Source organism: Wolbachia endosymbiont of Nilaparvata lugens, from assembly GCF_007115045.1.
In the GTDB taxonomy this organism is placed as follows: domain Bacteria; phylum Pseudomonadota; class Alphaproteobacteria; order Rickettsiales; family Anaplasmataceae; genus Wolbachia.
This window is the reverse complement of record NZ_MUIY01000001.1, coordinates 139812-165329: the sequence shown is the minus strand read 5'-3', so window position 1 is coordinate 165329 and position 25518 is coordinate 139812. Positions and strand designations below refer to the sequence as shown.

The window sequence follows — 25518 nt, the reverse complement described above, 5'->3', positions numbered from 1 at the left end:
ATAACATATAGCTTTCACGTTACTATCTATGGAAAATCTCCAAGTTTTACGTTCAATTGCGTTTATTGTGGGAATTTTTCTATTGTTGTTTGGTATAGCAATGCTTATTCCTGCTATTACTAATAATTATCTAGGTTACGAATGGAAAAATTTTCTGGTTGGGTTTATAGTTACCTGCACATTTAGTGCGATTTTTATTCTACTGGGTAAACTAAATAGGGTACATGGAATGCCGGCAATTTTTGCGATTACCAGTTGTACCTGGATTGCATTATCTCTATTTGCAGCTATTCCATTTTATCTTGATAGTTTAAGCTACATTGATGCACTGTTTGAAGCAGTATCTGGGATTACAACCACAGGAGCAACTGTTCTAAGTTACATCGAGCAACAATCTCCGGGGATACTACTGTGGAGAGCAATGCTGCACGGTATAGGTGGTTTTGGAGTAATTACAGTAGGAATTGCAGTTTTTCCCATATTTAAGGTTTTGAGCTTAAATAATTTACTCTATTCTGAGTACTCAGATGCTCTTAAAAGAAAGTTACCACATACGCGAAGCGTAGTAATACATATTGCAGAGATATATTACTGCCTAATTTTATTGTGCATATTTTCGTACTATCTAGCTGGCATGCCATTATTTGACGCAGTATGCCATGGAATGTCCGCTGTATCAACTGGTGGATTTGCTAACTATAACGATTCTATAGGCTACTACAATAACCCTATATTGGAGGTCATAACAATTATCTTTATGATTTTAGGCTCTTTACCTTTTCTTAGCTATTTAAAAATTATAAGACGATTGGACGTTTGCCATGATGAACAAGTCTCTTATTTTATTAAGATAATTATTATCTCATCTCTATTTGCTTATTTTTGGTTGCACCAAAACTCTGACTTGGGAGTGTTATTGCCGTTTAGGTACAGCATATTTACCATTACCTCTTTCATCACATCAACTGGCTATGTAATGTGCAACTACTTGAATTGGAGCTTTATTTCAGTCTTAGCTTTCTTTTTAACCTTTATTGGTGGATGTGGTGGTTCTGCTAGTGGCGGAATCAAAATCTTCCGTTTAGTCATTTTTCTAAAGTCTATAAGGAATTACTTTAGCTCTTTATTAAATCCAAGTGAAAGCGATAGAGTAAAACTCAATGGTAAAATACTGGAAAATGATGAAGTTCAATCCATCTTTACGTTTTTTGCAATTTACATGTTAACGTTCACTATATCATCAATAGTGATGTCTTACTTGAGCAATGCGGACTTTATAACTAGCATCAGCTCTGTTTCTGCAATGCTTACAAATTCTGGCCCAGGATTTAGTAACCTAATAGGTCCTTCAGGTAATTATTCCTCCTTTAGTGGTGGAGTAAAGCTATTTCTATCGTTTTTGATGCTGCTTGGCAGGCTTGAAATATTGCCAATTTATTTTTGTATAGGTAGTTTATACTGGAAACTTTGCCATTCCAGAGTGTAACGCTAATTCAGGTTTACATTTAAATTCTATTACATATTATTATAAGTATTACAAAACTTTAAAGGATAATTATGGCAGTTATGCCAGATAAATGGATAAAGGAAAAGGCTGAAAACTCTAGAATGATAGAGCCTTTTGTGAATCATAAAAGCAGTAAGGGTGTTGTATCTTTCGGATTATCATCTTATGGCTATGATGCAAGAGTTAGTAATAAGTTTAAGATTTTTACTAATGTTAATTCAGCTATTGTAGACCCCAAGAATTTTTCTGAGAATAGTTTCATAGATAAGGAAACAGATGTATGTATAATCCCACCAAATAGTTTTGTACTTGCCAGCACGGTGGAATATTTTCGTATACCAAGGAATGTACTGGTAATTTGTGTTGGTAAATCAACTTATGCAAGATGTGGTATTATAGTAAACGTCACACCTTTAGAGCCTGGATGGGAAGGTCACGTCACACTTGAATTCTCTAACACTACTCCACTTCCTGCAAAAATTTACGCTAATGAAGGAGCATGCCAGTTTGTATTTTTAAGCGGCGAAAGTGAGTGTGAGAAGTCATATGATGATATGAAAGGAAAATATATGAATCAACATGGTATCACTTTGCCGCTGGTGAAATAATTATCGCCTTTCTTGTGAGCTACCGATCTGCTCTATAGATAATATTCCATGATCGCCAAAGAGCAAAGTGCTTACTGGTTCACTTTTTTTGAGATTTTCAACTGCCTGTTTTCTATTGTCTCCAGTGCGTGTGCTAAAACCACATTGAAAATCTACAACACCTTTTTCAATAAGACTGCATTGTAAACCAAACCCGGTAGCGTAACCTTCTGTCTTACCAGAAGAAATTATTCCCTTTATAGATACATTGTGGTCATCTTTAATTGTTCTTACCACTCCTTTACCATCTTCAATATCATCATTTACAATTCCTGCTATAATAGTCCGATCTTTACCTACTTTCATTGCTCGAGATATTATTTCTGTCTTTGGTTCTGTAACGTTCTGCTGTTCCAATTTATCGACTTCTTCTTCAATACGCCTCTTGTACTCTTCATCACTAACTTTTTTTGTTTGTTTCTCTATACTTATATTCTCTGGATAAGGAAAACATTTATTAATGCAATAAAGAATAAGTGCAGGTATTAGTGAGGTTGCTATATTTGATATGATAAGCGGAATTAAAATTATAGTGGCAGCAATGTAGATAAAGATTTTAGCTGTAAATTTTGCTATTTTAGATAATATGAGTCGTTTTTTTGAATACTCACTGCATTCAAAAAAAATAGGTACACGCTACCCATGCTAGTGTAATAGCAGTGGGTATAATAATTGGAATAAGTAAAAAAGCCTCTATCAGCTTTCTTACAGAGCTAGTTGGCTTAATGATGTCATTATTCAGTGATGCAAAATAATTTTCACTAAGGCTGGCCATCCATTTTGCGCCAGATAAGACTCTCTCACTATTTTTTTTAGATAAGTTAAGTTGCATTTATTTTACCATATTTGTGATTATGCTAGTTATAGTAATAATGAATATGACAAAATCAACATAAATTTTTTGCTTCTATGCTTCTTTACTTTTTCTTAGTAATTACTATAGATGCATTTCTTTATTAATTGATATCCTTTCAAGCAGCTAACACTGATTGCATTCGCCTAGTTACAAAATAATGTCTGTGCTAAAACATGCTCATATATAACTCTTTTTCTAATAGTTCGAACGGCTGGATATTCTTTCTGGCTCAATTTTTTATAACAAATCAATGGTTTGATTAAAATCAGGAGAATATGGAGGCAGATATATAACTTCAGCACCGACACTTTTAACAAATTCACTTGTTTTCTATGAAAAGTTGCATTATCCAAAATCACCAGCAAAAAGTTTGAACCAGCTATTAAAAAGTCTGTATCGCAGTAGCCTTCAAAAATCATGGGCGCCATAATTTTTCCCTCATTAAAAGCTGCAATCATACTAATACGCTGACTTTTGTGTTATCAATTCCAGATTAGTCGATATATACAAGAATTTCAGTGTTTTTTGTTGCTATGAGTTTTTAAGCTCAGCACGTTTTTTCTGCGTCCTTAAATAGTCCTAATTTAAATCTGTTTTGAGTTTAAAGTCTTTCGTTAGGTTTGCAGAATACATTTCCTTATTATCTTGGTTATAGAAAGTAAATTTGTGATCGTCTAAACCTAATATTGCAAAGCCAAAGCCGAAAAAGTTTCTAACTTCGTGTGCTAAGTAATTTCTACTATTTGGATAGTTAAATTCTACGTTTTGATAAACAGGTTCTTGATCTTGAGCGTGTAATAATGCACCGCCGTTTCCAACTATAATCTGATCTGGAACATTATCCATTAATAAAATCTGGGCTATATGAATGTGGCCAGAAACTATGGTAGTAACATTGCTTGGAAATTTATCTCCAAAAGCTTCAATTTGTGTAAGATTACCATGGCTTTTTAATGTCAAAAATTCTTTTTTTGGAGATCTCCAAAGTGGTTTATGAGTCAAAAACCACGTGGGCTTATCTTGTATCAATTTATCAAACTGCCTCTCAAAAGCATCAACTGTGCTTTGGGTTGTAAAAATTTCCTCACCGGATGAAGAGTCGAAGATAAAAAACTTCATCGGCCCAGCATCTAAGAACCAACTGGAAATAAGATCTTCACATTTTTGAGGGGAAAAGGGGTATGAATCTAAATATCTGAACCATCCTTCATAAGCTCTATTACAACTCTCATGATTTCCACGAACAAAAAGAAAAGGAGATTGTGTTAAAATATCTTTTGCAGGCTCAAACCAATCAGCGTACCAAGCTTCTTTGCTATATCCATAAATATCGCCGCACTTTTTTGTGTTTCTACATTTTGTTTGTCTATAATGATAATCACCAACATGGATAATTAAATCTGGTTTATGGAAAGCGATTGAATCTAAATTTTTTTTCAAAGGCCAGCTATCTACAGAATTACATTCTTGCTGAAATAACATATTTATTCTACATCCTGTATCGCCAATGAAGGCAATTTTGCTGATCTTTTTCGCTAATACGGGAACTTTTATATTGTCAATACTAATGTTTTGAGCATTTGTTTCTACTATCAGTTCACAAACTGTTTCGGTATTGTTAATTGAGCTGCGACTTAGCATTTCTACTTCCTTACTATCGACGTAAGCAATGGGACACATATTATTGTCTATAATCGCACGTATGCTTAATTTATTTTCTGGAATGATTTGAGACCATGTGTACAATATTTGTGCATGAGTGGAGTGAAAGCTAATTGTAAGAGATAGAATTAAAAAAATGAAGATATTAGCTATTTTCATTTGTATAAAGACCTAAATTAATAATTAGTAGTAAGATTATCTTAAATGATTAAAGTTTGTAACCATAAAGTTCATAGTTAAATTATACAGGTATTTCCTAAATTATCCTAGTACCAGATTGACACTTTAGATGAAAAATCCTAAAATGATTAAGTAATTTAAAGTAATTATATAGAAACTAGAATAAAGTGCGGTCGTGGTGGAATTGGTAGACACGCAGCGTTGAGGTCGCTGTGGCTCACAAAGCCTTGGAAGTTCAAGTCTTCTCGACCGCACCAAGTTGTTTGGTGTAGGTGAAATGTTTATAGGAAATCAAAGTAGCAATAAGGTAGAAAGAGCTATCAGCGAAGTCAGGCGTGGTCTTCCAATTTTAATATATGATGATGAAAATAACTATCTATTGCTTGCTGCTGCTGAAACTTTAGAAAAAAATTTATTTAGTCAATATAAGCTTATATCAGGTAATGTATATGTTACTTTGACTGCAAGTAAGGTAAAATACATATGTCAGAGTAAAGAACATAGTAGCAAACGTCTATTGATAAGCAATTTTGATGAACTTCTCCATTTAATAAACTGTTCAAAGGAAGATAGCATAAAAGAATTGCAATGCTCAAAGACAATAGATGCGTATGCTGTTGCCTTGCTTCAGTTCTCAGAGTTATTGCCATACGCATTAGTGGCTGATATGACTTTTGAGAATAAACATGAAATGCAAAATTGGTGTGAAGAAAATGACATTATTGCACTAAATACGTTACTTGTGAATGATTTTCAACAAAATCATAGTGTGTATGAAGTGTGCAAAACATCATTATTTTTAAAACAGACTCAAGAAGTAGATATCATATCTTATAGAACCAAAAGTGGCGGAAGAGAACATTATGCAATTATCATTGGCAATCCAGATAAAGATAATGAGCCATTAGTGAGAATTCATTCTGCATGCTATACAGGAGACTTATTAGACAGCTTATCATGTGATTGCAGAAGCCAGTTACATCAAGCGATTCAAATAATGACCGACTTTGGGAATGGCATTATATTATACTTGATGCAAGATGGGAGAGGCATTGGTTTAACTAATAAGTTAAGAGCATACAGTATGCAAAGAAAATATAATCTTGATACTGTTGATGCAAATAGAGTATTGGGTTTTGAAGATGATGAAAGGAGCTTTGCTGTTGCAGCTAAAATACTTAAGAAATTGAACATTAACAAAATACAATTACTTACAAACAATGGTAGAAAGTTATCAGAGTTGAAAAATAACGGTATAGAAGTTACAAAGTGTGTACCACTTATTATGGAACGCAATGAATATAATGATTCATATATGGAAACAAAATTTGGCAAGTTAGGCCATGGATTAAGGGTTTATTAGCTTTTTTGTTATAACTACTTTGTTAGCTTGCTATGTTAATTAATATAAGTTAAGATTTTTAAGAATATTGAGATGATGAAATTTTTAAAACAAGAAAAAAGTAATGAGTCATTGGATAAGGATATAAATTGGAATTCAAGTCGCTATAGCACAGTTGTTGCTCAGAGAAATACTTTACTTTTATTTACATTAATATTACTAGTTGCAATTTCTGTAAGCATATTAGCTATATTTAAAATTAGCACAAGTAGCACTATTGAGCCATTCGTTATAGAAATTGACAAAAAGTCAGGAATAGTGCAGTTGGTTGATCCTGTTACAGTAAAACAATATTCTGCAAATGAAACTCTGAGCGATTATTTTATTTCAGAGTATATAAAAGCAAGGGAAGTTTTTGACCCGTATAATTATAATTATAATTATTATACAAAAGTAAGGTTGTTTTCTTCGCCTAGTGTATATAGTGAATTTAGCAATTATATAAAATCGCAGAATATGAATGACCTTTTTAATTTATATTCAGATGCTAAAGGTGAGTTGAAAATTCGTTCAATTCAAAAATTAGGTAATGATGCTCTTCAAGTGAGATTTTCTATAGAATTTACACGAAAAGATGGAAATTCCTCAAGGAAAAATAAGATAGTTGTGATGTCGTATAAATATGCATCGCTTGAAATGAATGATCAGCAAAGATATATTAACCCATTAGGGTTTCAAGTTATTTCATATAGAGTAGATGATGAATATGTGTAGGATATTGTTAGTTTTAGCTTTACTAATAAGTGGCAACTTAAATGCATCTATTAATAATAAACCTATTTCTGTAGATAGTAGAATAAAGACTTTTGTATATAGCCCTAATGAGGTGTTTACAGTAATTTTTAGTCAAGGTTACTATTCTTATATTGAGTTTGCAGAAGGGGAAAAAGTCAAAAATATTGCTGTTGGTGATGCATCAAGTTGGAAAATTAATCCTTATGATAATAAACTGCTTGTCATGCCATTTGAAGTCAGTAGTCGCACTAACATGATTATTACGACAACTAAAAAGAGAAATTACATTTTTGATCTAATTTCAAGACCAAATTACGATAAATACCCAGATACTGATGCTAAAAAAGTGGATCATGATTATTCCGTTGAAAAGGATATATCTTACGTAATACGTTTTTATTATCCTCAAGAAGAAGATGAATTTGATGTTGATTTAGATGAGGTTTCTTTACCTACTCAAATGCAATACATTACAGAAAAGCCAGAAAAAATAATACAAGAAAATAATACGAGGTACAACTATACATATATTGATGAAGGTGGTAACGTAGATATAGTTCCAATTGAGTTATTCGATGATGGTTATTTAACCTATTTAAAGTTTAGAAATAGTAATAAAATTCCTCAGATTTTTATAGAAGGCGAATCCTGTAAAAGGCTGTTATTTGATGATTATGTTGTAATAAAAGGAGTACATAAAAAGCTATTAATGCGTTATGAAGGTAGTGAAGTTGAAGTTATAAATAGGTCACTTTAGTTGTGGTACATATAATATGAGTAAAGAAAGGCATAATAGTGTAGAAGATGAATCAGAGATAGAAAGCAAGGTAGTAACAGTTGGCTCTAATCAAGGTTATAAGGCATTGATGATAGTTATGGTAGCGCTCTTAGTTGGTGGAGTGTACTATCTTTATTTTAGTCCTTCTAATAAAGAGGGTCCAGAGATTGTTAAAAAAGAGGAAACAAAGCAAAACATTCAAGAATTGAAAGGAAAGTTAGAACAAGTTCCAGATAATGTAGTAGTTTCCGAGAGGATAGCAACTGATCTCTTGCCACCCTTACCTCCTCTTCCTATTCCACAAGTCATACCAGAAGTAAAACAAATCAAAAAAGAGGAAGTGACAAAAAAAGAAGAGCAACTAAAAGAAATTCCCTTGTCAAATATACCTGTTTTACCAAAGCAAAATTTTCCTTCTGGTAATGTTATTAGCAATTTGCCTACTTCATTTCCTACAATAGGGGGTGGCGGTTATCCTAGAGACAGACGTAGTGCACAAATGTTAGCAATTTCAGGTAGTAGTGGGGAAGGTAAAGCTACAGATGCTGTTTTATCCAATACCTCAGCACAATCGAGCAAAGCTACCAAAGCTGGAAAGCTTGGTTTAATGATTATTCAAGGTAAAGTTATTGACGCTATTCTTGAAACTGCAATAAGTTCTGACTTACAAGGAATGCTCCGTGCTGTTGTTAGTAGAGACGTTTATGCAGAAACTGGTGATACAATTTTAATACCAAAAGGTTCAAGGTTAATAGGTGGTTATTCATTCGACTCAAATGTTGCAAAAGCCCGCGTGAACATAAATTGGAATAGGATCATTCTTCCTCATGGTATAGATGTTGCTATTTCATCATCTGGTACCGATGAGCTTGGAAGGGCAGGGATAGCTGGAATAGTTGATAATAAAATAGCAAGTGCATTATTCTCTTCAGTGGCACTTGCTGGTGTTTCGATTGGCTCAGCCGTTATAGGACAAAAAGCCTCTAATCTTATCGATGCGCTAACTGCCATGGATGCAGTGAAGTCTATTACTGCAACTGAAATAGATATTTCTTCTCTCAAAGGGGCTATTGTTGAGAGATTGGAGAATTCTATAAAAACTGAAGTTGGGAAGGTAGGAGACGAAAAATGGAAATTGGGTATTAGGGCTATTGAAAAAATTCGAAATGCTAAAAGTGATCAGGATTTGCTGAGAATAATAAAGGAAGAAATAGTAAGTGTGATAAAAAGTTCTGGAGCTAGTGGAGTTGATGCAATTACTAGTGACAATATCGGTATAACTTTAGACGATGTACGTCAACTGTTGAGGCAAACTCAGAAAAGAAGCAAATCTGTTTATGATGAAGCAATAGGGAAGTCAATCAATGATTTTTCCAAAGACATGCGAGATATAGTTGATAGGAGTGTAGATAAAAAACCAACTATTTATGTTAATCAAGGAACTGCATTGAAAGTATTTGTTAACCAAGATATAGTATTTCCTCCACAGTCAATATTAAATAACTGAAATGAACTATGCTGCACTTGATACATACTTGGAGCCATTACAAGGGATATTTCAAGAGGAAGGTGTAAATGAAATATCAATAAATAAACCGAAGGAAGTATGGATTGAAAATCGCGGTGAAATAAGATGCGAAAAGTTAGAAATATTTGATCTTAATCATTTAAAATCTCTGAGCAGGTTGATTGCTCAAGCTACAGAACAAAAACTGAGCGAAGAGACACCGCTGCTTTCAGCTACATTACCAAATGGTTATCGTATACAGATAGTGTTTCCTCCAGCATGTGAGCCTGATAAAGTAGTCATTTCAATTCGCAAACCTTCTTCTATGCAATTGGCATTGGATGATTATGAAAAAATGGGGGCTTTTTCTGAAACTGTTATAGGAGTGACCGATAATCCAGTAGATCGTCACCTAGATTTGCTACTGAAACAAAAAAAAATAAAAGAGTTTTTAGAATATGCTGTAATAAGTAAGAAAAATATCATAATTAGTGGTGGAACTTCCACTGGTAAAACCACTTTTACTAATGCTACTTTGCGTGCTATTCCATCTGAAGAAAGAATTATTACTGTTGAAGATGCAAGAGAGATAGTTTTGAATGATCATCCGAATAGAGTACATCTTATTGCTTCTAAAGGAGGGCAGGGCAGAGCAAAAGTAACCACTCAAGATTTGATAGAAGCGTGCTTACGTTTAAGACCAGATAGAATAATAGTTGGTGAGCTGCGTGGAGCAGAAGCTTTTAGTTTTCTTAGAGCAATAAACACTGGCCACCCAGGGTCAATATCAACTCTTCATGCAGATAGTCCGGCAATGGCTCTTGAGCAAATAAAACTTATGGTTATGCAAGCAAATCTTGGCATTCCCCCAGATCAGATCATACCATACATTAGAAATGTAATTGACATTGTTATTCAACTCAAAAGGACCAGTGGTGGAAAAAGAAGCATTTCTGAAATATTATTTACTAGATCTTCAAATGAAAATACTTAAATTTATACGTAAGTTAAGAAAAAGTAGTTTATGAGTAATGGAAATCACCTACGCAATATTCTCATAGGAGGTGTAGTATCTTTTAGCATACTTGAATTTTGCTTCTATTTGTCTGGTATATTATTCTACCTGTTTGTTGACGGTCCAGATGGTGTAGATTTTAGAGCAATTAATCCTAGCTTGACACCTTTTCCTCAAGCTCTCTGGCCGACAATTTTTGATCATATACAATATTGTTGGCATCATCCAGAGTTATATAGCTTTGAGCTCAAAATTAAATTAGTTGTATCTTCTGTACTGCCTCAAATTGTTTTGATGATTATTTTGTGGAATGTGAGAGAAAGACTAATTGAGTGGCGGCCATTTAAAAAGAAAGAATCACTTCATGGAGATTCACAGTGGGCATCAGAGAAAGATATACGAAAAGCGGGATTAAGAAGCAAAAAAGGTCTATTGCTTGGTAAAGATAAGAGAGGATATTTTATTGCTGATGGGTTTCAGCATGCATTGCTCTTTGCACCTACAGGCTCTGGTAAAGGTGTTGGTTTTGTAATTCCTAATTTGTTATTTTGGAATGATTCGGTAATTGTGCATGATATAAAATTAGAAAACTATGAAATAACAAGTGGTTGGCGAGAGCGACAAGGACAAAAAGTATATGTATGGAACCCAGCTCAGCCAGATGGGGTAAGCCATTGTTATAATCCACTGGAATGGATTAGTGAAAAACCTGGACAGATGGTTGACGATGTGCAAAAAATAGCTAACCTAATCATGCCTGAACAAGATTTTTGGCAAAACGAAGCAAGAAGCTTATTTGTTGGGGTGGTACTATATTTACTTGCTGCACCAGAGAAAGTTAAATCTTTTGGTGAGGTTGTGCGTACGATGCGTAGCGATGACGTAGTTTACAATCTTGCTGTAGTTTTGGACACAATGGGTAAAATAATACATCCGGTAGCGTATATGAACATTGCAGCTTTTTTGCAAAAGGCTGACAAAGAAAGATCAGGTGTTGTGTCAACTATGAACTCGTCGCTTGAATTGTGGGCGAACCCATTGATCGATACTGCAACTGCATCAAGTGATTTTAATATTTTGGATTTTAAAAAGAAGAAAACTACAGTTTATGTTGGTTTAACTCCTGATAACTTAACTAGGCTCAGGCCTTTAATGCAGGTTTTTTACCAACAGGCAACTGAGTTTTTATGTAGAAAATTGCCATCGGATGACGAGCCTTACGGCGTATTATTTTTAATGGATGAGTTTCCAACACTTGGAAAAATGGAGCAATTTCAAACGGGCATCGCATACTTTCGTGGCTATCGAGTAAGGTTATTTTTAATTGTTCAAGATACTGAACAGCTTAAAGGAATATATGAAGAAGCAGGAATGAACTCCTTTTTATCAAACTCAACCTATAGAATAACTTTTGCAGCCAATAATATTGAAACGGCTAATTTGATATCTCAGCTTATAGGAAACAAAACTGTACAACAAGAATCATTAAACAAACCTAAATTTTTAGACTTGAATCCTGCATCAAGATCATTGCATATCTCTGAAACACAGAGAGCATTGCTCTTACCTCAAGAAATTATTATGCTGCCACGTGATGATCAGATAATTTTGATAGAATCGACTTATCCAATTAAGTCAAAGAAAATTTTGTACTATAGTGATAGCACATTCACAAGGAGGCTGATTAAACCAACACGTGTGCCTATACAAGAGCCATATGATCCAAACAAGGTCTTTTCTGCTGCTAACAAAGATAAGATTAGTAATGAAGAAGAGAGTAATGCTATTGAAGCTGCTGATTATCCTGTTGAAGCTAAAACTGAAGATGCAGTATACGATGAGCCAGAGATTGAAGATGGATTTGAAGACGAGGATATTGATGATAAGTTTGAAGGTGGTGATGGGTTTGATGATGAGGAAGACGATGATGGGTTTGATGATGAAGACAGTAAGGATGAATTTGACGATGATGATGAATTTGAAGATGAGGACAAACTAGACGGCAATAAAATCGAGGATAAAGGTTAATTTTACCTATTTTTTAGCTTAGAAAATAATTAGTTTTTTTATATTAAATCATTTTTAATTAATTAGTACTAGATTAGCTATTTTAACTAGAGGAATAGTCATGATGAGTAAAAAAACATTAGCAGTTACGGCACTTGCTTTATTGTTGTCACAACAATCTTTTGCAAGTGAAACAGAAGGATTTTACTTTGGTGGTGGATATTACGGTCAATATTTGAACTTGGGTAAGTTGAAAGCAAAAATTGGAGGCAAAGATGCTAAAGATGATAACCGTGTATCTATAAATGACATAGACGCTCAGAGAACAGAAGGTCAGTTAATAAGTAAGTATAAAGGAGATTATAACCCACCTTTTGCTGCAAATGTAGCACTTGGTTACACAGGAGAACTAGGCAATAATAGCTATAGAGCTGAATTAGAAGGGATGTACTCTTCTGTAAAAGTAGATAATATTGGTTTATCAAGCGGCCAGATGACAATATCGTACATAGAAGGTGGCAATCGATATGGATCAATTATTAACCATGACAAAATTGAGAACATATCTGTAATGGCAAATGTTTATCATCATTGGAAAAGTGATAGTTTCTCTTTTTCTCCCTACGTCGGTATTGGAATTGGTGCAACAAAAATGACGATGTTTGAAAAATCATCAATAAGACCTGCAGGTCAATTAAAGGCTGGCTTTGATTATCATATAAATGAAGATGTAAATATGCATATCGGATATAGAGGTTTTGGTGTTATTGGTAGCAGTGAATACAAACCAGAAACTTTAAAGTTTGATGATAAAGAAAAAAAAATGGCTAAACAAACAGGTAATGATAAAATGACTACTACCATACAGAATGGCTTTTTTCACACACATGGTATAGAAGCTGGACTTACTTTTCATTTTGCCAGTAAAGCTTGAGACTATTTTCCTGGTAGCACGTCTGCGTCACACGACTGTAGCTGCTAACCAGGTGACGTTATCTGAATATTTTCTTTCTTGTAATTCAGGCTTTTTTTTCTCAGTTCCAGCGTGTAGCGCTGGAACAACAATAAAGAACATATAAAGAATGGTTATGCAAGAAGTCTACTTTTTATTCTTAATTAACTCTAAAGCCTTCTTCAGATCTATACTTTCAATATCTGCATTCTTGCCCAAAGCAACGTTTGTTTTACCGCATTTTATATAGAATCCGTACCTACCGTTGCAGATAAAAACTTCTTTTCCCTTTTCATTAAAACCAAGAGATTTTAGCTCTTTGCGTGGGCTGCTCTCAATAATTTGTATAGCTTCGTTTAATGGTGTGTCTAATACCTCCTTAGAGCTTTTTTTAAGAGAAAAGTATCGACCATCATAGAGAATATAGTACCCAAATCGTCCAAGACCTATTTTTACTTCTTTTCCAGTTTCAGGGTGCTCTCCGATTATTTTCGGCAGGGAAAGTAATCGAGTGGCGTTATTTAGATCAATATCATTAACATTTATATCTTTTGGTACAGAAATCTTTTTTTTCTTTTCTGACTCACTATTAAACTCTAGATAAAGTCCAAAAGGACCTTTTTTGATCATTACCTCTTGGCCTGTCACATCATCTATACCCAAACTTTTTGGATATTCTGAATTGTCATTACTGCCCGTAATTTCTTTTGTATGGTTGCATTCAGGATAGTTAGAACATCCAAGAAACACACCGGCTTTTCCAAAATTTAATTTCAATATACCACCAGAGCAATTAGGACATTTTTTACCTATTTCTTCCTTTCCTTCCTCTGAGCAAAACCAATTGACTACCAAATCATGAATACCACTAAAAATCTCATCATGTGTCATTTGCTTAACAGAATTTACATGATTAAAAAATGGCACCCAAAAATAGCCTAGTTCTTTTTTCCAATCTGCATGTCCATTTGAGATTGAATCAAGCCTTTCTTCCATTTGTGCTGTAAAGTCATACTCTACACAACGCTGAAAAAAAGTTTCTAAAAATATAGTAACGATTTTACCGCGGCTGCTTGGAATAAATCTTTTGTTATCCAATGAAACATACTCACGATCTTGTAATACTGAAATAATTGTTGCATAAGTTGACGGGCGACCTATACCGATTTCTTCCATTTTTTTAACGATACTTGCTTCACTATAACGAGGTGGCGGTTGAGTGAAATGCTGTTTTGGCTCAACTGAAATCAGCTTACATGCTTCCCCTTCCTTCATGGCAGGTAGCAGGCCTTCATTTTCGGCTTCCATGTTATCTTGATAGACTTTATAAAAACCATCAAAGAATATACTTGATCCACTTGCCCGCAGAATCACTTTCTGGTCAATAGAACTAATTTCAACTACCACTTGATCAAGAATCGCCGATTCCATTTGACTTGCAATGGTTCTTTTCCAGATTAAATCGTACAATTTAAATTGCTCTGGCATTAAGTAATCCTTAATACTACCCGGCGTTCTATTAATATCAGTTGGCCGGATTGCTTCATGTGCTTCTTGAGCATTTTTGACCTTTTTTACATATTTACGAGGAGACTGCGGTAAATATTTATCACCATATAACGACTTAATTGACCCTCTAATTGAGTTTATAGCCTCATCTGCAATATGAAACCCATCTGTACGCATGTAAGTTATCAACCCTACGATTTCACCACCAATATTGATACCTTCATATAAATTTTGCGCTACTCGCATAACATTTTTCACATTAAAATACAGTTTATTCACTGCATCTTGCTGAAGACTTGAGGTGATAAATGGAGGAAGCGGGTTTCTCTTAACTTGCTTGCGTTCTACTGTGCTTACAGCATACTGCCTTGACTCGATCTCCCTGACTAAGTTCTTTGCCTCTTCTTCATTTTTAATATCAAATTTTTCTAGCTTCTTATTGTCATAGTGACTCAGCATAACAAAAAAAGCCTCATATTTGCTATTTTGCATTTCTGCCTTTATGCTCCAATACTCCTGTGTTATAAACTTACTGATTTCATCCTCTCGTTCGCATATAAGCTTTAATGCAACAGACTGCACTCGCCCTGCAGATTTGCTTCCCGACAATTTTGTCCACAGCAGCGGTGACAAGCTAAATCCAACTAGATAATCCAAAGCTCTGCGTGCTTGCTGTGCACGCACTAAGTCCATATTAATTTCACGTGGATTTTTTATAGCTTCTTGCACTGCTCTTTTTGTTATTTCGTTAAAGACTACTCTATGAATGTTGCTTTCATCATTGATTGCTTTTCTTTCCTTTAGTGCCTCTATCACATTCCAAGCTATTGCTTCCCCTTCTCTGTCTGGATCTGTTGCAAGGTATATATCTGATGTTTTACTAGCTTCCTTGACTAACTCTTTTACATACTTTTCTGCTTTTTCAATAATCTCATACTTCATGGCAAAGTCATTATCAGGATCAACAGAACCATTCTTCGCTGGCAGATCTCTGACGTGGCCAAAGGATGCAGCCACTTTAAATTCTTTACTCAAATATTTACCTATCGTCTTTGCCTTTGCCGGCGACTCAACTATCAATAATGCCATAATTATTAGTACTTAAAGGTAATATGTTGAAATATATAGAATAAAAAGTAAAAAAATATTTTAATGGTCTTCTCAGTTTTTTAAGTGAATTGTTTTAATGTTAGCAAAAAACCTAATGAAAGAGCCTACTTTACAAATTTTCCCAACTCCCTTACCATGAAAGTAAGGGTATTAACACTTGTTTTGACCTGCAGGCAAAATTCAGTAAAAAAACTTAGGGTACTTATTGTTATCCGCGTGTTGTAATATGGAGTACTCTGCTATTTTTGTTTCCTATAGCTCAGGAAAGGACATTGTTTGGTATTCTATTTACTGCTAGTTGGCATTTCATCCTTTAATATATTAATAATTATCTTGACTAAATAACTATAGTGCTATATTACTTAACCAAATATTAATGGTAATTATTGTGGATTTAGAACAATTAAAAGACTTACAACAAGAGTTGCTTGGAATGGTTTTTCTCATACTTGCACCAGATAGTGCAGAAGAAGAAAGATGTATGAAAAATCGAGCATTAAAGATTATACGTGAATTAAAAGATCATATTAATGATGATATAGAAATGAATAATCTGAGAATGACAATTTTGGACTACATTGTCTTTTGTGATAGTCAAGATAACGTAAGGCTAAATAACAAATCATTATTAGACTTAGAAGATGCTGTCAAAAGTATCGGAGGGAAAACTTCACAAGAATTAGGGCGAAGACGTCCGATGATGCAACAAGAAATTGATAACATTTTTGAAGAATTAATTCCTATATTACAAGCTCATACGATGTTTAGAGAAATTATGGAATCTAGAGCAGAATTTGTAGCATCTATGAAAGAAAGACACAATAGAAGATTAATAAAAGAGCTAAGAGAAGAGATAGGTTTAGCAACATTTGCAATATTCACGGGGATAGTCTCAAGAACCCGTCTTGAAGAATCAGAGGTAAGTACAATTGTTGGGGCAACACTTGGAGGATTGCTATCCATACCAGCCATTATGTTATTAGCAACACTGAGATACTTAGGGATTATTACATCAAGAGAAGCAAGACAAGAAGTAGTAGATTCAATAAGTGAATCAACGGCTGGGTTATCAGCTGCTTTAGCAGTGGGCACACCAATGTTAATTAACAAAATAGTTAGAAGCATAGTTGGAACAAATATGGAACTTGGAGAGTCATTAAGATCTGGTCTTATGACTACAACTGCAGCTGCAATTGGAGCTGGAGCTGGTGCTGCATTGTCAACGGCTTTGATAAGAAGAGCTATTTCTACAAATTTGGAAGATGTTGCTACTGAACAACCAAATACCCAAGGACAGAACATATAGCTTTTTCCTACTCTTCAGAGTGAGCTAAATAGCTGACTCTGAAAAGTAGATAACAATTGGGGCTTCTTTTACCTTTTTCTATTTAGTAAATTTCTTGATATTTGTAGCTAAAGTAATTTAAGAGAGGTGTCATCCCAGTGCTCCGACACTGGGATCCATTTTTCCATCATCAGAAACGTTGATTACTTTTATACTCGTAAATTTAACTGGATCCCAGTGTCGGAGCACTGGGATGACAAGAAAAGGAGTACTGGAATGACAAGAAGGACATTCCACCATGTCATTCCAGCGCATGACCAGATTTTCTTATTTGATCCCAGAATGGCTGGTTATGCAAGTTCCAATTTTAATAATATTTACATGTAAGCCATACGCTTGAGTTGCAAAGTTCTAAAAAGCAGCCAAAATAAAAATAAGTAGACATTTACAAATTAAACTAAGTGTACAATCAACAAACAAGAGTATTGATTGCAACAATACTCTGTAGAATCGCAATATGGTATGACCATATGCTCTTTATTGATCTGGTTAATATAATTAGTAGAGAATTTTGTTATGCAAAAGATATCTACTACAGCATATTGCAATTGTTTGGAATTGCAGGACTGGGCGCTATGGTAAGACCACTTGGTGCATTCGTATTTGGTCACATTGGTGATAGGTATGGAAGGAGAATGGCGTTAACGATTGCTATCTTGCTAATATCGATTCCTTCTAGTCTCGTTGCGTTTATTCCAAGTTATAGTAAAATAGGAATAACCTCTACTATGTTGCTTCTTACAATCCATCTGATACAAGGGGTTGCACTTGGCGCTGAGCAAGGAGGTAGCTCTGTTTATCTCATAGAGCATTTACCTAATAAGAAAAAACTAGGAATGTTTTTTGGAATAATAAGTTTTGGTCGCTCCATTGGCATATTGCTCTCTGTCGTTGCAGTGATCATCTGTAAAAAAACCACTGATTTTAACGCTTGGGGTTGGAGGCTGCCGTTTATTTTTTCAGCCATTTTAGGATTAATAAGCGCATGTAGTATATATACACTAGGAGAAACTCCAGCGTATGAAAAAAATCGAGAACAAAGAAATTTACCTAATGTACCAATAATAGAGCTTACAAAACGCTATAAAAGAGCCCTGATACTTGCCATTTTAATATCTGTACCTGTTAATGTTGCTGTTGGATTTACCATATTTCTTAGAACAATTGCAAAAGAAATAGTGTCTGTTGAAACTTATGTCACAACGTATGTCAACGAAGTTGTACTCATTATAACCAGTATATTAATGCCGATATCTTCAATAGTGCTTGGAATTTTAGCTGATAAAACAGGAAGAGAACGCACTGCAATCTTATTTATAGTGATAACAATGGTAATATGTTGTCCTATGTTATCTATTGCATATTACTATAAAAGCTACCTAATAATTATGTTGAGTGTGATGGCTCTTTCTATAATCGAGAGGGGTATTAATCCTATAGGGATAGTTACTGCTGAGCTTTTTCCTACTAATGTTAGATTTAGTGGTGTGAGTTTATCACGTAACATTTCTTATGCCCTGCATGGTGGATTTACTCCTATGATATGCACTTGGTTTACTATAATGTTTCCTAAAATAGACTTTGCTGCTGGGCTTTATGTAATTTTTTGCTTATTAGTCAGCTTAGTAGCAATATTGCAAATAAAACCACAAGATAAAAAGTGTGATTGGTAATTTTCTCTATTTAAATTTATTTCACTTATTTAGCTAATTTTTATTATAATTATAATTTTGGCTTTTATGAAAACTGCATACGTATGTCAATTCTGCGGTCATAGCACTGGAAGGTGGGTAGGAAGGTGTATTGCATGTGACAGTTGGGATACGGTTGTCGAAGAAATAGTACTAAAAACAGAAACGAGAAGTATATCTGCACCAATTTCAATAAAAGCGTTATCAGATAGTGAAATTATTACCCCCGATCGTTTTTTAACAGGAATAGAAGAGTTAGATAGAGTTTTTGGTGGAGGTATCGTTCAAGGTGCTAGCATTTTAATTGGTGGTGAACCTGGAATTGGAAAATCTACTCTTTTGCTTAGGATTGCAGCTAATGTTGTACAACTTTCCTCTTTTGAATGTCTTTATGTATCTGGCGAGGAATCTTTAGAGCAAGTGAGCCTCAGAGCAAAGCGTCTTAAAATAAATGAACCTAAAATTAAGCTTTTATCTACAGTATCTTTAACTGATGTAGTAGCAACAATAAGAAAAAATAAGAGTATTAAGTTCTTGATAATTGATTCTATACAAACAATGTATGATAGCAAAGTCACATCAGCACCAGGAACTGTAACTCAAGTCCGTACCTGCGCTCATGAATTGACTGTTCTTGCAAAGCAATATGGTGTTTCTCTCTTAATAGTTGGCCATATAACGAAAGATGGACAAATAGCGGGGCCTAAAACCCTGGAGCATATGGTAGATACAGTACTATATTTTGAGGGTGAAAATAGTAATCAATATCGCATTTTACGTACTATTAAAAATAGATTTGGCCCTGCAAATGAAATTGGTGTTTTTGAGATGTCTAAAGCAGGACTCATGCCTGTTGATAATCCATCATCATTATTCTTGACCGTACATGATAGAGAAGTAGTTGGCAGCGCCGTATTTGCAGGAGTTGAAGGCTCAAGACCAATCTTAATGGAAGTGCAAGCATTAATAGCAAGGACTAATATGGCAACTCCAAGAAGAGCAGTAGTTGGTTGGGATATTAATAGATTAGCTATGATAATCGCGGTTCTAAGTGCTCGTTGTAAAATGTTTTTGCATGATAAAGAAGTATACCTAAACATTGCAGGAGGACTCAAAATACAGGAACCATCAGCTGATCTTGCTGTTGCTGCTTCCCTTATTTCAAGTTTAGTAAATTTACCGCTACCAACTTCTTCAATAATCTGCGGTGAAGTTGCACTTTCAGGAGAAATTAGGAATGTTTCACATGCTGATCTCAGGCTAAGGGAAGCACAAAAATTAGGATTTAAAAAAGCGATTATGCCTAAAAATGGCAATTATTCTTCTCATGATATTGAAATAATTAAGCTTGGTCATATAAAAGAGTTAAAAGAGGTCTTCAATCACAATTAAATATTATCTGCATGAACATTTTGCTTGTGGGAAGGATGTTATCCCAGCTTCCATAATGTCATCTGAGTAGGTGACATAGGCTTCTTTTTTTTCTGGATTCCAGACTGGAATGACACCATCATACCTGTTGGAGTATGTATGTAGCCTTATCTCACACTCCTGTCATCCCAGTGCCAAGACACTGGCATCCAGTCTTTTCGTCATCAAAAACATTGTAAAGTGTTTAGCTGGATTCCAGTTTCACGCACTGACCATTTGCTGTTTTTACTCATAACTACCTTGTCTGGACGAATACGAAAACAAGTAGCTAATTATCGCATAAAAAAAAGAAGATGTAGAATATCTTCTTTTTTGTGATTAAAGATACATTAAATCTTGATTGTGTATTTCCTCTGCTATAAGCAATAATTTTTCGCTCTCATCAAAGAGACTTTTTGCTCTAGCTGCTAATTTCTCACTAATTTGTGGTAGACATTGTCATAATATACTCCTTAAATTTTTAAAATATATTTATGTTAGTATACAAGTATCAATATTACATTAATATAATAACTTTTTAAGCATGAGTGACAAGCTGAAGTGGTTTTTAATTACTCAAAAAACAGAAACGTTTCTATTTCCTACACTTTCTAAAACCATAGGTACCAGTTGGTTTTTAGCTAAAGTAAAGGTCAAGTATCTGGAATTCTGGACATAAAATCCTCCTGTATAAAAAGAGTTAGAAAAAAATGCAGTGCACATACGACAGATATACACTGAAGAATACATTTTTTAATAAGTTTGATTAAAAAGTCTGCAGGCTAAAGATAGATTTTGAGCTCTTAAAATATCTCTATTTGTAATTATAATGAGATTGAAAATATGCGGAAGTAATTTTTATACGTTAACGGCTCACCCAACCCACTTGCAATCTGGATCCCAGACTGGGATGACAAGAAAAGGCTACTCAAATAGGAAGTACTGGAATGATACCATCTAAAAACGGCTTCTCATGATAATTAAGCTTGGTCATATGAGAAAATTAAAGAGATCTTCAATCAGATTTAAACAGCGCTTCAGCAAACTCTTTGCCAGTAAATTCCCTCAGGTCTTCTATACTTTCACCAATTCCTATAGCGTGTAATTTCACCTTATAAGCTTCTGCAAGCCCAATCACTACTCCACCTTTGGCAGTACCATCTAGCTTTGTTACAATTAACCCGGTAACACCAACCATTTTACTAAACGCCTCTAATTGGCTATAAGCATTTTGGCCAGTAGTTCCATCAAGAACTAAAATAACATCATGAGGAGCAGTATCATCCAATTTCTTTATCGTTCTATGTATTTTTGACAGCTCTTGCATGAGATTTACATTGTTTTGTAGCCTTCCTGCTGTATCAATTAAAACAACATCAACGCTATCTTTTATCGCTTGACTTACAGCTCTATATGCCACACTTGCAGAATCGCTACCGTGCTCTCCAGTAACAATAGAGCAATCAGAACGTTCTGCCCAAATATTTAATTGCTCACTCGCAGCAGCTCTGAATGTGTCGCACGCAACAAGCATAACGGATTTCCCTTTTTCCTTATATTTATAGGCAAGTTTACCTATAGTTGTAGTTTTTCCATTACCATTCACTCCGCACACCATTATTATGTGTGGTTTTTTATTCAAAATGAGCGGCTGCACTACAGGGTTTAATATCGACTCTATTTCGCTCATTAACTGCTGTGTGATAACGCTATGCTCAACTTCTGATCCAAATTTGATACTTGCGAGCTTATCAATAAGCAATCTAGAAGTTTTATGACCTATATCCATGCTAATCAGCAGCTCTTCCAGATCATCTAAAAGCGACTGATCTAATTTTTTTTTGCCAGAAAAAATATTTTTTACTCCATCACTAAAACGGGAGGAGGTTTTTAATAGTCCTTGATAAAGATTACTGAATAAACTCAAGAAATACTCCTTCTAAAATTACCATATAAAGAATGACATGCACTATATGTATTTGTAAAGTAAATACACTCGTAACCTATATATTTTGTGAGTAAAATGTACTGCTTGCTAGTGTATTTTACTTTAGTTTTTAACCTAAATATGTTATAATGTAAGTAATGGTTTACGGGTAGTTCTATGAGTTATAATGAGAAAATTTTAGATCATTACGAAAATCCAAGGAACGTTGGTTATCTGGATAAAAATGATCCAAATGTTGGTACTGGTCTAGTTGGTGCACCATCATGCGGAGATGTAATGAAACTGCAAATAAAGGTCAACGATAAAGGTGTTATTGAAGACGCAAAATTTAAAACTTTTGGTTGTGGTTCTGCTATAGCTTCAAGTTCTTTGCTTACAGAAATGATCAAAGGAAAAACTATTGAGGATGTAACAAAGATAAAGAATACTCAAATAGTGGAAGAATTGTCTTTGCCACCAGTAAAGATACACTGTTCAGTACTTGCTGAGGATGCTATAAAAGCTGCTATTCATGATTATCAAAATAAACAAAAACATTGAGGAATATGAGTGAATTTCAAGGAGTAAATTCTGTTAAAAAACCTATCACTCTAACTGCAAATGCAGTAGAGAGGGTAAGGTTTTTATTGGACAAAAAGAAGCATGCTAACCTTGAAGAAGCAATAGGAATAAGAGTTCTAATTAAGCAAAAAGGATGCTCTGGTTTAAAATATGATATTGAATATGCATATGATGTTCGTCCTTTGGAGTCGGTAATTGAAGAAAGCTGCAGTGATGATCAAAAAGTCAAGGTGCTGATCGATCCAAAATCTATCATGTTTATCCTTGGCTCTGAAATGGATTATGTAGAGGAAAAATTCTCATCAGGTTTTATTTTCAAAAATCCTAATGAGAAAGGAAAATGTGGTTGTGGAGAGAGTTTTCATGTCTAGCAACCATTTCACATTATTTGGAATTGAACCGGCTTTTAACATCAGCTTTGATGAGCTGGAGAAAAAATATATTGAGCTAAGCAAAACTGATATAAATGAAAGAGAGTCCAAAAATATGGAAAATATCAACAAAGCTTATCAGGTACTGAAGTCACCGCTAAAGCGTGCCGAACATTTGTTGGATCTTTTTGACGTACAAAGCAAAAAAGAGCATCTTGATCCTGAAATATTAAATGAATCAATGGAAATAAGAGAATACTTTCTAGACTGCGATGATTTACAATTTGCAAGTAGGATGATTGATGAAAAGGTAAAAGATTGTACTAAAAACCTAATTAATGCTTTTGCTACAAAAAATTTTGATGAAGCTGCTACGCAAGTTTTTAGATTGAGATATTTATATAAGTCATTTGAGGAGATAAAGGAAAATGCGGCCAGTTCAAATTTCTGAACCAAGTTCAAATGAGGTGGTTTTTGGTATAGATCTTGGAACTACTAACTCTTTAATTGCCATGGTAAATAAAGCTGGCAATGTAGAAATATTTAAAGATGAGCAAGGTCGTGAACTATTACCTTCTGTCATTTCATATGAAAAGGATGTACTAAAAGTAGGCTACGATGTTGGCAAAAATGCTATCTCTTCTATAAAACGCTTAATGGGTAAAAGTGTTAAAGATTTGCATAAAGAAGGTATCAATTGTGAAATAGATAACGAAAGTGAAAAAGTTATTAGGGTAAAATGCTCAGAAGAAAAGTATCTCACTCCTATTGAGATCTCTGCTGAGATACTAAAAACTCTATGCAAGAGGGTAAAAAAATTCACAGGGATGAAAGTTAACAAAGCAGTGATTACTGTACCAGCTTATTTTGATGATTCAGCACGTAACGCAACCAAATATGCAGCAAAATTAGCTGGCATAGATGTTCTTCGCCTCATTAATGAACCAACCGCTGCAGCACTTTCTTACTCCATTGAAAAGAACAATAACAGTGGCATATATGCAGTTTATGACCTCGGTGGTGGAACATTTGACATTTCAATATTAAAATTACATCAAGGAGTGTTTCAAGTTCTTGCAGTTGGTGGTGATACTAAACTTGGTGGTGATGATTTTGATCATCTACTTAGTTTAATCGTGCTTGAAAAGTATAGAGAACAGGTAGGTTTAAATAAAAAATGCTCTAGTGTCATCCCAGTGCTCCGACACTGGGATCCAGAAAGTTTGATTGCAAGTGAACACACCAGAAAGTTATATAATAAGAACTGGATTCCAGTGTCAAGCACTGCACCATCTGATACAACTACCTACAAATTACAACATTCATACACTAAAACTGGTATCTGCAATATACGTGCTATAAAAGAGTACCTAAGTGAAGATACCTCTGGCACTTTTGAATTCAGCATCAATGGTGAATTATTTAAGTGCAAAATTACCAAAGAAGAATTCGAGCAAGCAATCAGTCCTTTGGTTAATAAGACTATAAATATAGTTACTCGTACTATAAGCAACATAGATCTTAAAATCGATGATATAAAAGGGGTAATTTTAGTTGGTGGCGCAACTAGAGTGCCATTAGTGCAAAATTCACTAATCAAACTCTTTGGCAATAAAGTGCTGAATGATGTGGATCCGGACAAAGCAGTTGCCAATGGGGCAGCTTTGCAGGCTCATTATTTAACTTCAAACTCAAAAGATAGGAATATTCTCCTTGATGTGCTGCCTTTATCACTTGGCATAGAAACTATGGGGGGAATAGTTGAAAAAATTATACCAAGAAATACACCACTACCAGTTTCAGAAATAAAAGAGTTTACAACTTACGCTAACGGGCAAACAGCAATGAAAATTCACGTTTGTCAAGGAGAACGTGAAATGATAAAAGATAATAAATCTCTAGCACGATTTGAACTCAAAGGTATACCACAATTGCCTGCAGGTTCTGCAAAAGTTGAAATAGGATTTACAGTTAGCATTGATGGAATATTGACTGTCACTGCAAGAGAAAAAACTACTGGAGTCGAACAGACAGTTGAAATAAATTCAAGCTCTGGCTTAAATGAAGAAGATATTCAAGATATGGTCAATCAGTCAGTAAGTAACTTTGATGAAGACATGAAGGCTCGTTCCCTTGCAGAGGCTAAAATTAACGGTAACAAGCTCATACATCTAGTTGAAAATGTTTCCACTGAGCAAAAGTTAAAAATTTTACTACAGAACGTAAAAGACGCTTTACAGGAAAATGACTTAGACAACATTAATAATGCTATCGCTGAGTTAGAAAATTCTGCTTTAGAATTATGCGAATCATCAGACAGATAGA

Annotated in this window: 20 protein-coding genes, 1 tRNA gene and 1 pseudogene; 17 read left to right on the top strand and 5 right to left on the bottom strand. The window is 34.5% G+C overall.

Annotation, left to right across the window (positions count from 1 at the left end; genetic code table 11):
- Positions 1-28: 28 nt before the first annotated feature.
- Positions 29-1486, top strand: a complete 1458-nt coding sequence (locus BWZ41_RS00745; protein WP_143689077.1) for a TrkH family potassium uptake protein — start codon at positions 29-31, stop codon at positions 1484-1486.
- 71 nt (positions 1487-1557) lie between these two features.
- Positions 1558-2115 carry a dCTP deaminase gene (dcd, locus tag BWZ41_RS00740; protein ID WP_143689076.1) on the top strand — a complete coding sequence of 186 codons (558 nt, stop codon included), beginning with the start codon at positions 1558-1560 and terminating at the stop codon, positions 2113-2115.
- Here dcd and BWZ41_RS07590 read toward each other — a convergent pair whose 3' ends face one another.
- From BWZ41_RS07590 to BWZ41_RS00730, 3 genes and pseudogenes are all read right to left on the bottom strand, one after another.
- Positions 2116-2460 carry a hypothetical protein gene (locus BWZ41_RS07590; protein WP_162848910.1) on the bottom strand — a complete coding sequence of 115 codons (345 nt, stop codon included), beginning with the start codon at positions 2458-2460 and terminating at the stop codon, positions 2116-2118.
- An 805-nt stretch (positions 2461-3265) separates the two neighbouring features.
- Positions 3266-3580 (bottom strand): annotated as a pseudogene (locus BWZ41_RS07645) (transposase); the annotation flags it as partial.
- A gap of 9 nt (positions 3581-3589) precedes the next feature.
- Positions 3590-4831: a metallophosphoesterase family protein gene (locus tag BWZ41_RS00730; protein WP_143689075.1), complete on the bottom strand. Its 1242-nt coding sequence runs from the start codon at positions 4829-4831 to the stop codon at positions 3590-3592.
- A gap of 190 nt (positions 4832-5021) precedes the next feature.
- Here BWZ41_RS00730 and BWZ41_RS00725 point away from each other — a divergent pair.
- The 8 genes from BWZ41_RS00725 to BWZ41_RS00690 all read left to right on the top strand — a co-directional run bounded on the left by BWZ41_RS00725 (position 5022) and on the right by BWZ41_RS00690 (position 13230).
- A tRNA-Leu gene (locus BWZ41_RS00725) sits at positions 5022-5109 on the top strand.
- Positions 5110-5129: 20 nt separating this feature from the next.
- The gene (locus BWZ41_RS00720) at positions 5130-6215 is read left to right on the top strand and encodes a GTP cyclohydrolase II (protein ID WP_143689074.1); all 1086 of its coding nucleotides are present in this window, start codon (positions 5130-5132) and stop codon (positions 6213-6215) included.
- A 72-nt stretch (positions 6216-6287) separates the two neighbouring features.
- On the top strand, positions 6288-6968 hold the full coding sequence (locus tag BWZ41_RS00715) for a VirB8 family type IV secretion system protein (protein ID WP_143689073.1): 681 nt from the start codon (positions 6288-6290) through the stop codon (positions 6966-6968).
- Positions 6955-7746: a P-type conjugative transfer protein VirB9 gene (virB9, locus tag BWZ41_RS00710; RefSeq protein WP_019236950.1), complete on the top strand. Its 792-nt coding sequence runs from the start codon at positions 6955-6957 to the stop codon at positions 7744-7746. The genes BWZ41_RS00715 and virB9 overlap by 14 nt, the downstream gene beginning before the upstream one ends.
- Positions 7747-7762: 16 nt before the next feature.
- Positions 7763-9274 carry a TraB/TrbI/VirB10 family type IV secretion system protein gene (locus BWZ41_RS00705; protein WP_063631198.1) on the top strand — a complete coding sequence of 504 codons (1512 nt, stop codon included), beginning with the start codon at positions 7763-7765 and terminating at the stop codon, positions 9272-9274.
- Between the two features lies 1 nt (position 9275).
- Entirely contained in the window at positions 9276-10268 is a 993-nt protein-coding gene (gene virB11 / locus BWZ41_RS00700) for a P-type DNA transfer ATPase VirB11 (RefSeq protein WP_007302612.1), read from the top strand.
- A gap of 30 nt (positions 10269-10298) precedes the next feature.
- Positions 10299-12317, top strand: a complete 2019-nt coding sequence (locus BWZ41_RS00695; protein ID WP_143689072.1) for a type IV secretory system conjugative DNA transfer family protein — start codon at positions 10299-10301, stop codon at positions 12315-12317.
- A 100-nt stretch (positions 12318-12417) separates the two neighbouring features.
- Positions 12418-13230 carry a P44/Msp2 family outer membrane protein gene (locus tag BWZ41_RS00690; RefSeq protein ID WP_143689071.1) on the top strand — a complete coding sequence of 271 codons (813 nt, stop codon included), beginning with the start codon at positions 12418-12420 and terminating at the stop codon, positions 13228-13230.
- A 165-nt stretch (positions 13231-13395) separates the two neighbouring features.
- On the opposite strand, the gene topA is transcribed toward BWZ41_RS00690, so the two are convergent.
- Positions 13396-15846, bottom strand: a complete 2451-nt coding sequence (gene topA / locus BWZ41_RS00685) for a type I DNA topoisomerase (protein ID WP_143689070.1) — start codon at positions 15844-15846, stop codon at positions 13396-13398.
- A 409-nt stretch (positions 15847-16255) separates the two neighbouring features.
- Between topA and BWZ41_RS00680 the strand changes: the two genes are divergently transcribed.
- The 3 genes from BWZ41_RS00680 to radA all read left to right on the top strand — a co-directional run bounded on the left by BWZ41_RS00680 (position 16256) and on the right by radA (position 20295).
- On the top strand, positions 16256-17173 hold the full coding sequence (locus tag BWZ41_RS00680; RefSeq protein WP_241653830.1) for a hypothetical protein: 918 nt from the start codon (positions 16256-16258) through the stop codon (positions 17171-17173).
- A gap of 440 nt (positions 17174-17613) precedes the next feature.
- A complete protein-coding gene (locus BWZ41_RS00670; protein ID WP_143689067.1) occupies positions 17614-18885 on the top strand; it encodes an MFS transporter in 1272 nt (423 codons plus the stop codon).
- Positions 18886-18951: 66 nt separating this feature from the next.
- Complete coding sequence (gene radA / locus BWZ41_RS00665; RefSeq protein WP_143689066.1) at positions 18952-20295, top strand: DNA repair protein RadA; 1344 nt, start codon at positions 18952-18954, stop codon at positions 20293-20295.
- A 1033-nt stretch (positions 20296-21328) separates the two neighbouring features.
- Here the strand turns inward: radA and ftsY are convergent.
- A complete protein-coding gene (gene ftsY, locus BWZ41_RS00660) occupies positions 21329-22240 on the bottom strand; it encodes a signal recognition particle-docking protein FtsY (protein WP_108784194.1) in 912 nt (303 codons plus the stop codon).
- Between the two features lie 177 nt (positions 22241-22417).
- On the opposite strand from ftsY, the gene iscU reads away from it, so the two are divergent.
- The 4 genes from iscU to BWZ41_RS00640 are packed head-to-tail and all read left to right on the top strand — an operon-like array spanning position 22418 to position 25517.
- Positions 22418-22801: a Fe-S cluster assembly scaffold IscU gene (gene iscU / locus BWZ41_RS00655; protein WP_143689065.1), complete on the top strand. Its 384-nt coding sequence runs from the start codon at positions 22418-22420 to the stop codon at positions 22799-22801.
- A gap of 5 nt (positions 22802-22806) precedes the next feature.
- Positions 22807-23193: a HesB/IscA family protein gene (locus BWZ41_RS00650; protein ID WP_006012614.1), complete on the top strand. Its 387-nt coding sequence runs from the start codon at positions 22807-22809 to the stop codon at positions 23191-23193.
- Positions 23186-23644, top strand: a complete 459-nt coding sequence (locus BWZ41_RS00645; RefSeq protein ID WP_006012616.1) for an iron-sulfur cluster co-chaperone HscB C-terminal domain-containing protein — start codon at positions 23186-23188, stop codon at positions 23642-23644. Before BWZ41_RS00650 ends, BWZ41_RS00645 begins: the two co-directional genes overlap by 8 nt.
- The gene (locus BWZ41_RS00640; protein WP_143689064.1) at positions 23622-25517 is read left to right on the top strand and encodes an Hsp70 family protein; all 1896 of its coding nucleotides are present in this window, start codon (positions 23622-23624) and stop codon (positions 25515-25517) included. The genes BWZ41_RS00645 and BWZ41_RS00640 overlap by 23 nt, the downstream gene beginning before the upstream one ends.
- The last annotated feature ends 1 nt before the right edge of the window (position 25518 follow it).

Excerpts from the sequence above, each read along its gene's own strand:
- BWZ41_RS00745 (WP_143689077.1), top strand. The coding sequence starts at position 29 with ATGGAAAATCTCCAAGTTTTACGTTCAATTGCGTTTATTGTGGGAATT.
- dcd (WP_143689076.1), top strand. The coding sequence starts at position 1,558 with ATGGCAGTTATGCCAGATAAATGGATAAAGGAAAAGGCTGAAAACTCT.
- BWZ41_RS07590 (WP_162848910.1), bottom strand. The coding sequence starts at position 2,460 with ATGAAAGTAGGTAAAGATCGGACTATTATAGCAGGAATTGTAAATGAT.
- BWZ41_RS00730 (WP_143689075.1), bottom strand. The coding sequence starts at position 4,831 with ATGAAAATAGCTAATATCTTCATTTTTTTAATTCTATCTCTTACAATT.
- BWZ41_RS00720 (WP_143689074.1), top strand. The coding sequence starts at position 5,130 with ATGTTTATAGGAAATCAAAGTAGCAATAAGGTAGAAAGAGCTATCAGC.
- BWZ41_RS00715 (WP_143689073.1), top strand. The coding sequence starts at position 6,288 with ATGATGAAATTTTTAAAACAAGAAAAAAGTAATGAGTCATTGGATAAG.
- virB9 (WP_019236950.1), top strand. The coding sequence starts at position 6,955 with ATGAATATGTGTAGGATATTGTTAGTTTTAGCTTTACTAATAAGTGGC.
- BWZ41_RS00705 (WP_063631198.1), top strand. The coding sequence starts at position 7,763 with ATGAGTAAAGAAAGGCATAATAGTGTAGAAGATGAATCAGAGATAGAA.
- virB11 (WP_007302612.1), top strand. The coding sequence starts at position 9,276 with ATGAACTATGCTGCACTTGATACATACTTGGAGCCATTACAAGGGATA.
- BWZ41_RS00695 (WP_143689072.1), top strand. The coding sequence starts at position 10,299 with ATGAGTAATGGAAATCACCTACGCAATATTCTCATAGGAGGTGTAGTA.
- BWZ41_RS00690 (WP_143689071.1), top strand. The coding sequence starts at position 12,418 with ATGATGAGTAAAAAAACATTAGCAGTTACGGCACTTGCTTTATTGTTG.
- topA (WP_143689070.1), bottom strand. The coding sequence starts at position 15,846 with ATGGCATTATTGATAGTTGAGTCGCCGGCAAAGGCAAAGACGATAGGT.
- radA (WP_143689066.1), top strand. The coding sequence starts at position 18,952 with ATGAAAACTGCATACGTATGTCAATTCTGCGGTCATAGCACTGGAAGG.
- iscU (WP_143689065.1), top strand. The coding sequence starts at position 22,418 with ATGAGTTATAATGAGAAAATTTTAGATCATTACGAAAATCCAAGGAAC.
- BWZ41_RS00650 (WP_006012614.1), top strand. The coding sequence starts at position 22,807 with ATGAGTGAATTTCAAGGAGTAAATTCTGTTAAAAAACCTATCACTCTA.
- BWZ41_RS00645 (WP_006012616.1), top strand. The coding sequence starts at position 23,186 with ATGTCTAGCAACCATTTCACATTATTTGGAATTGAACCGGCTTTTAAC.
- BWZ41_RS00640 (WP_143689064.1), top strand. The coding sequence starts at position 23,622 with ATGCGGCCAGTTCAAATTTCTGAACCAAGTTCAAATGAGGTGGTTTTT.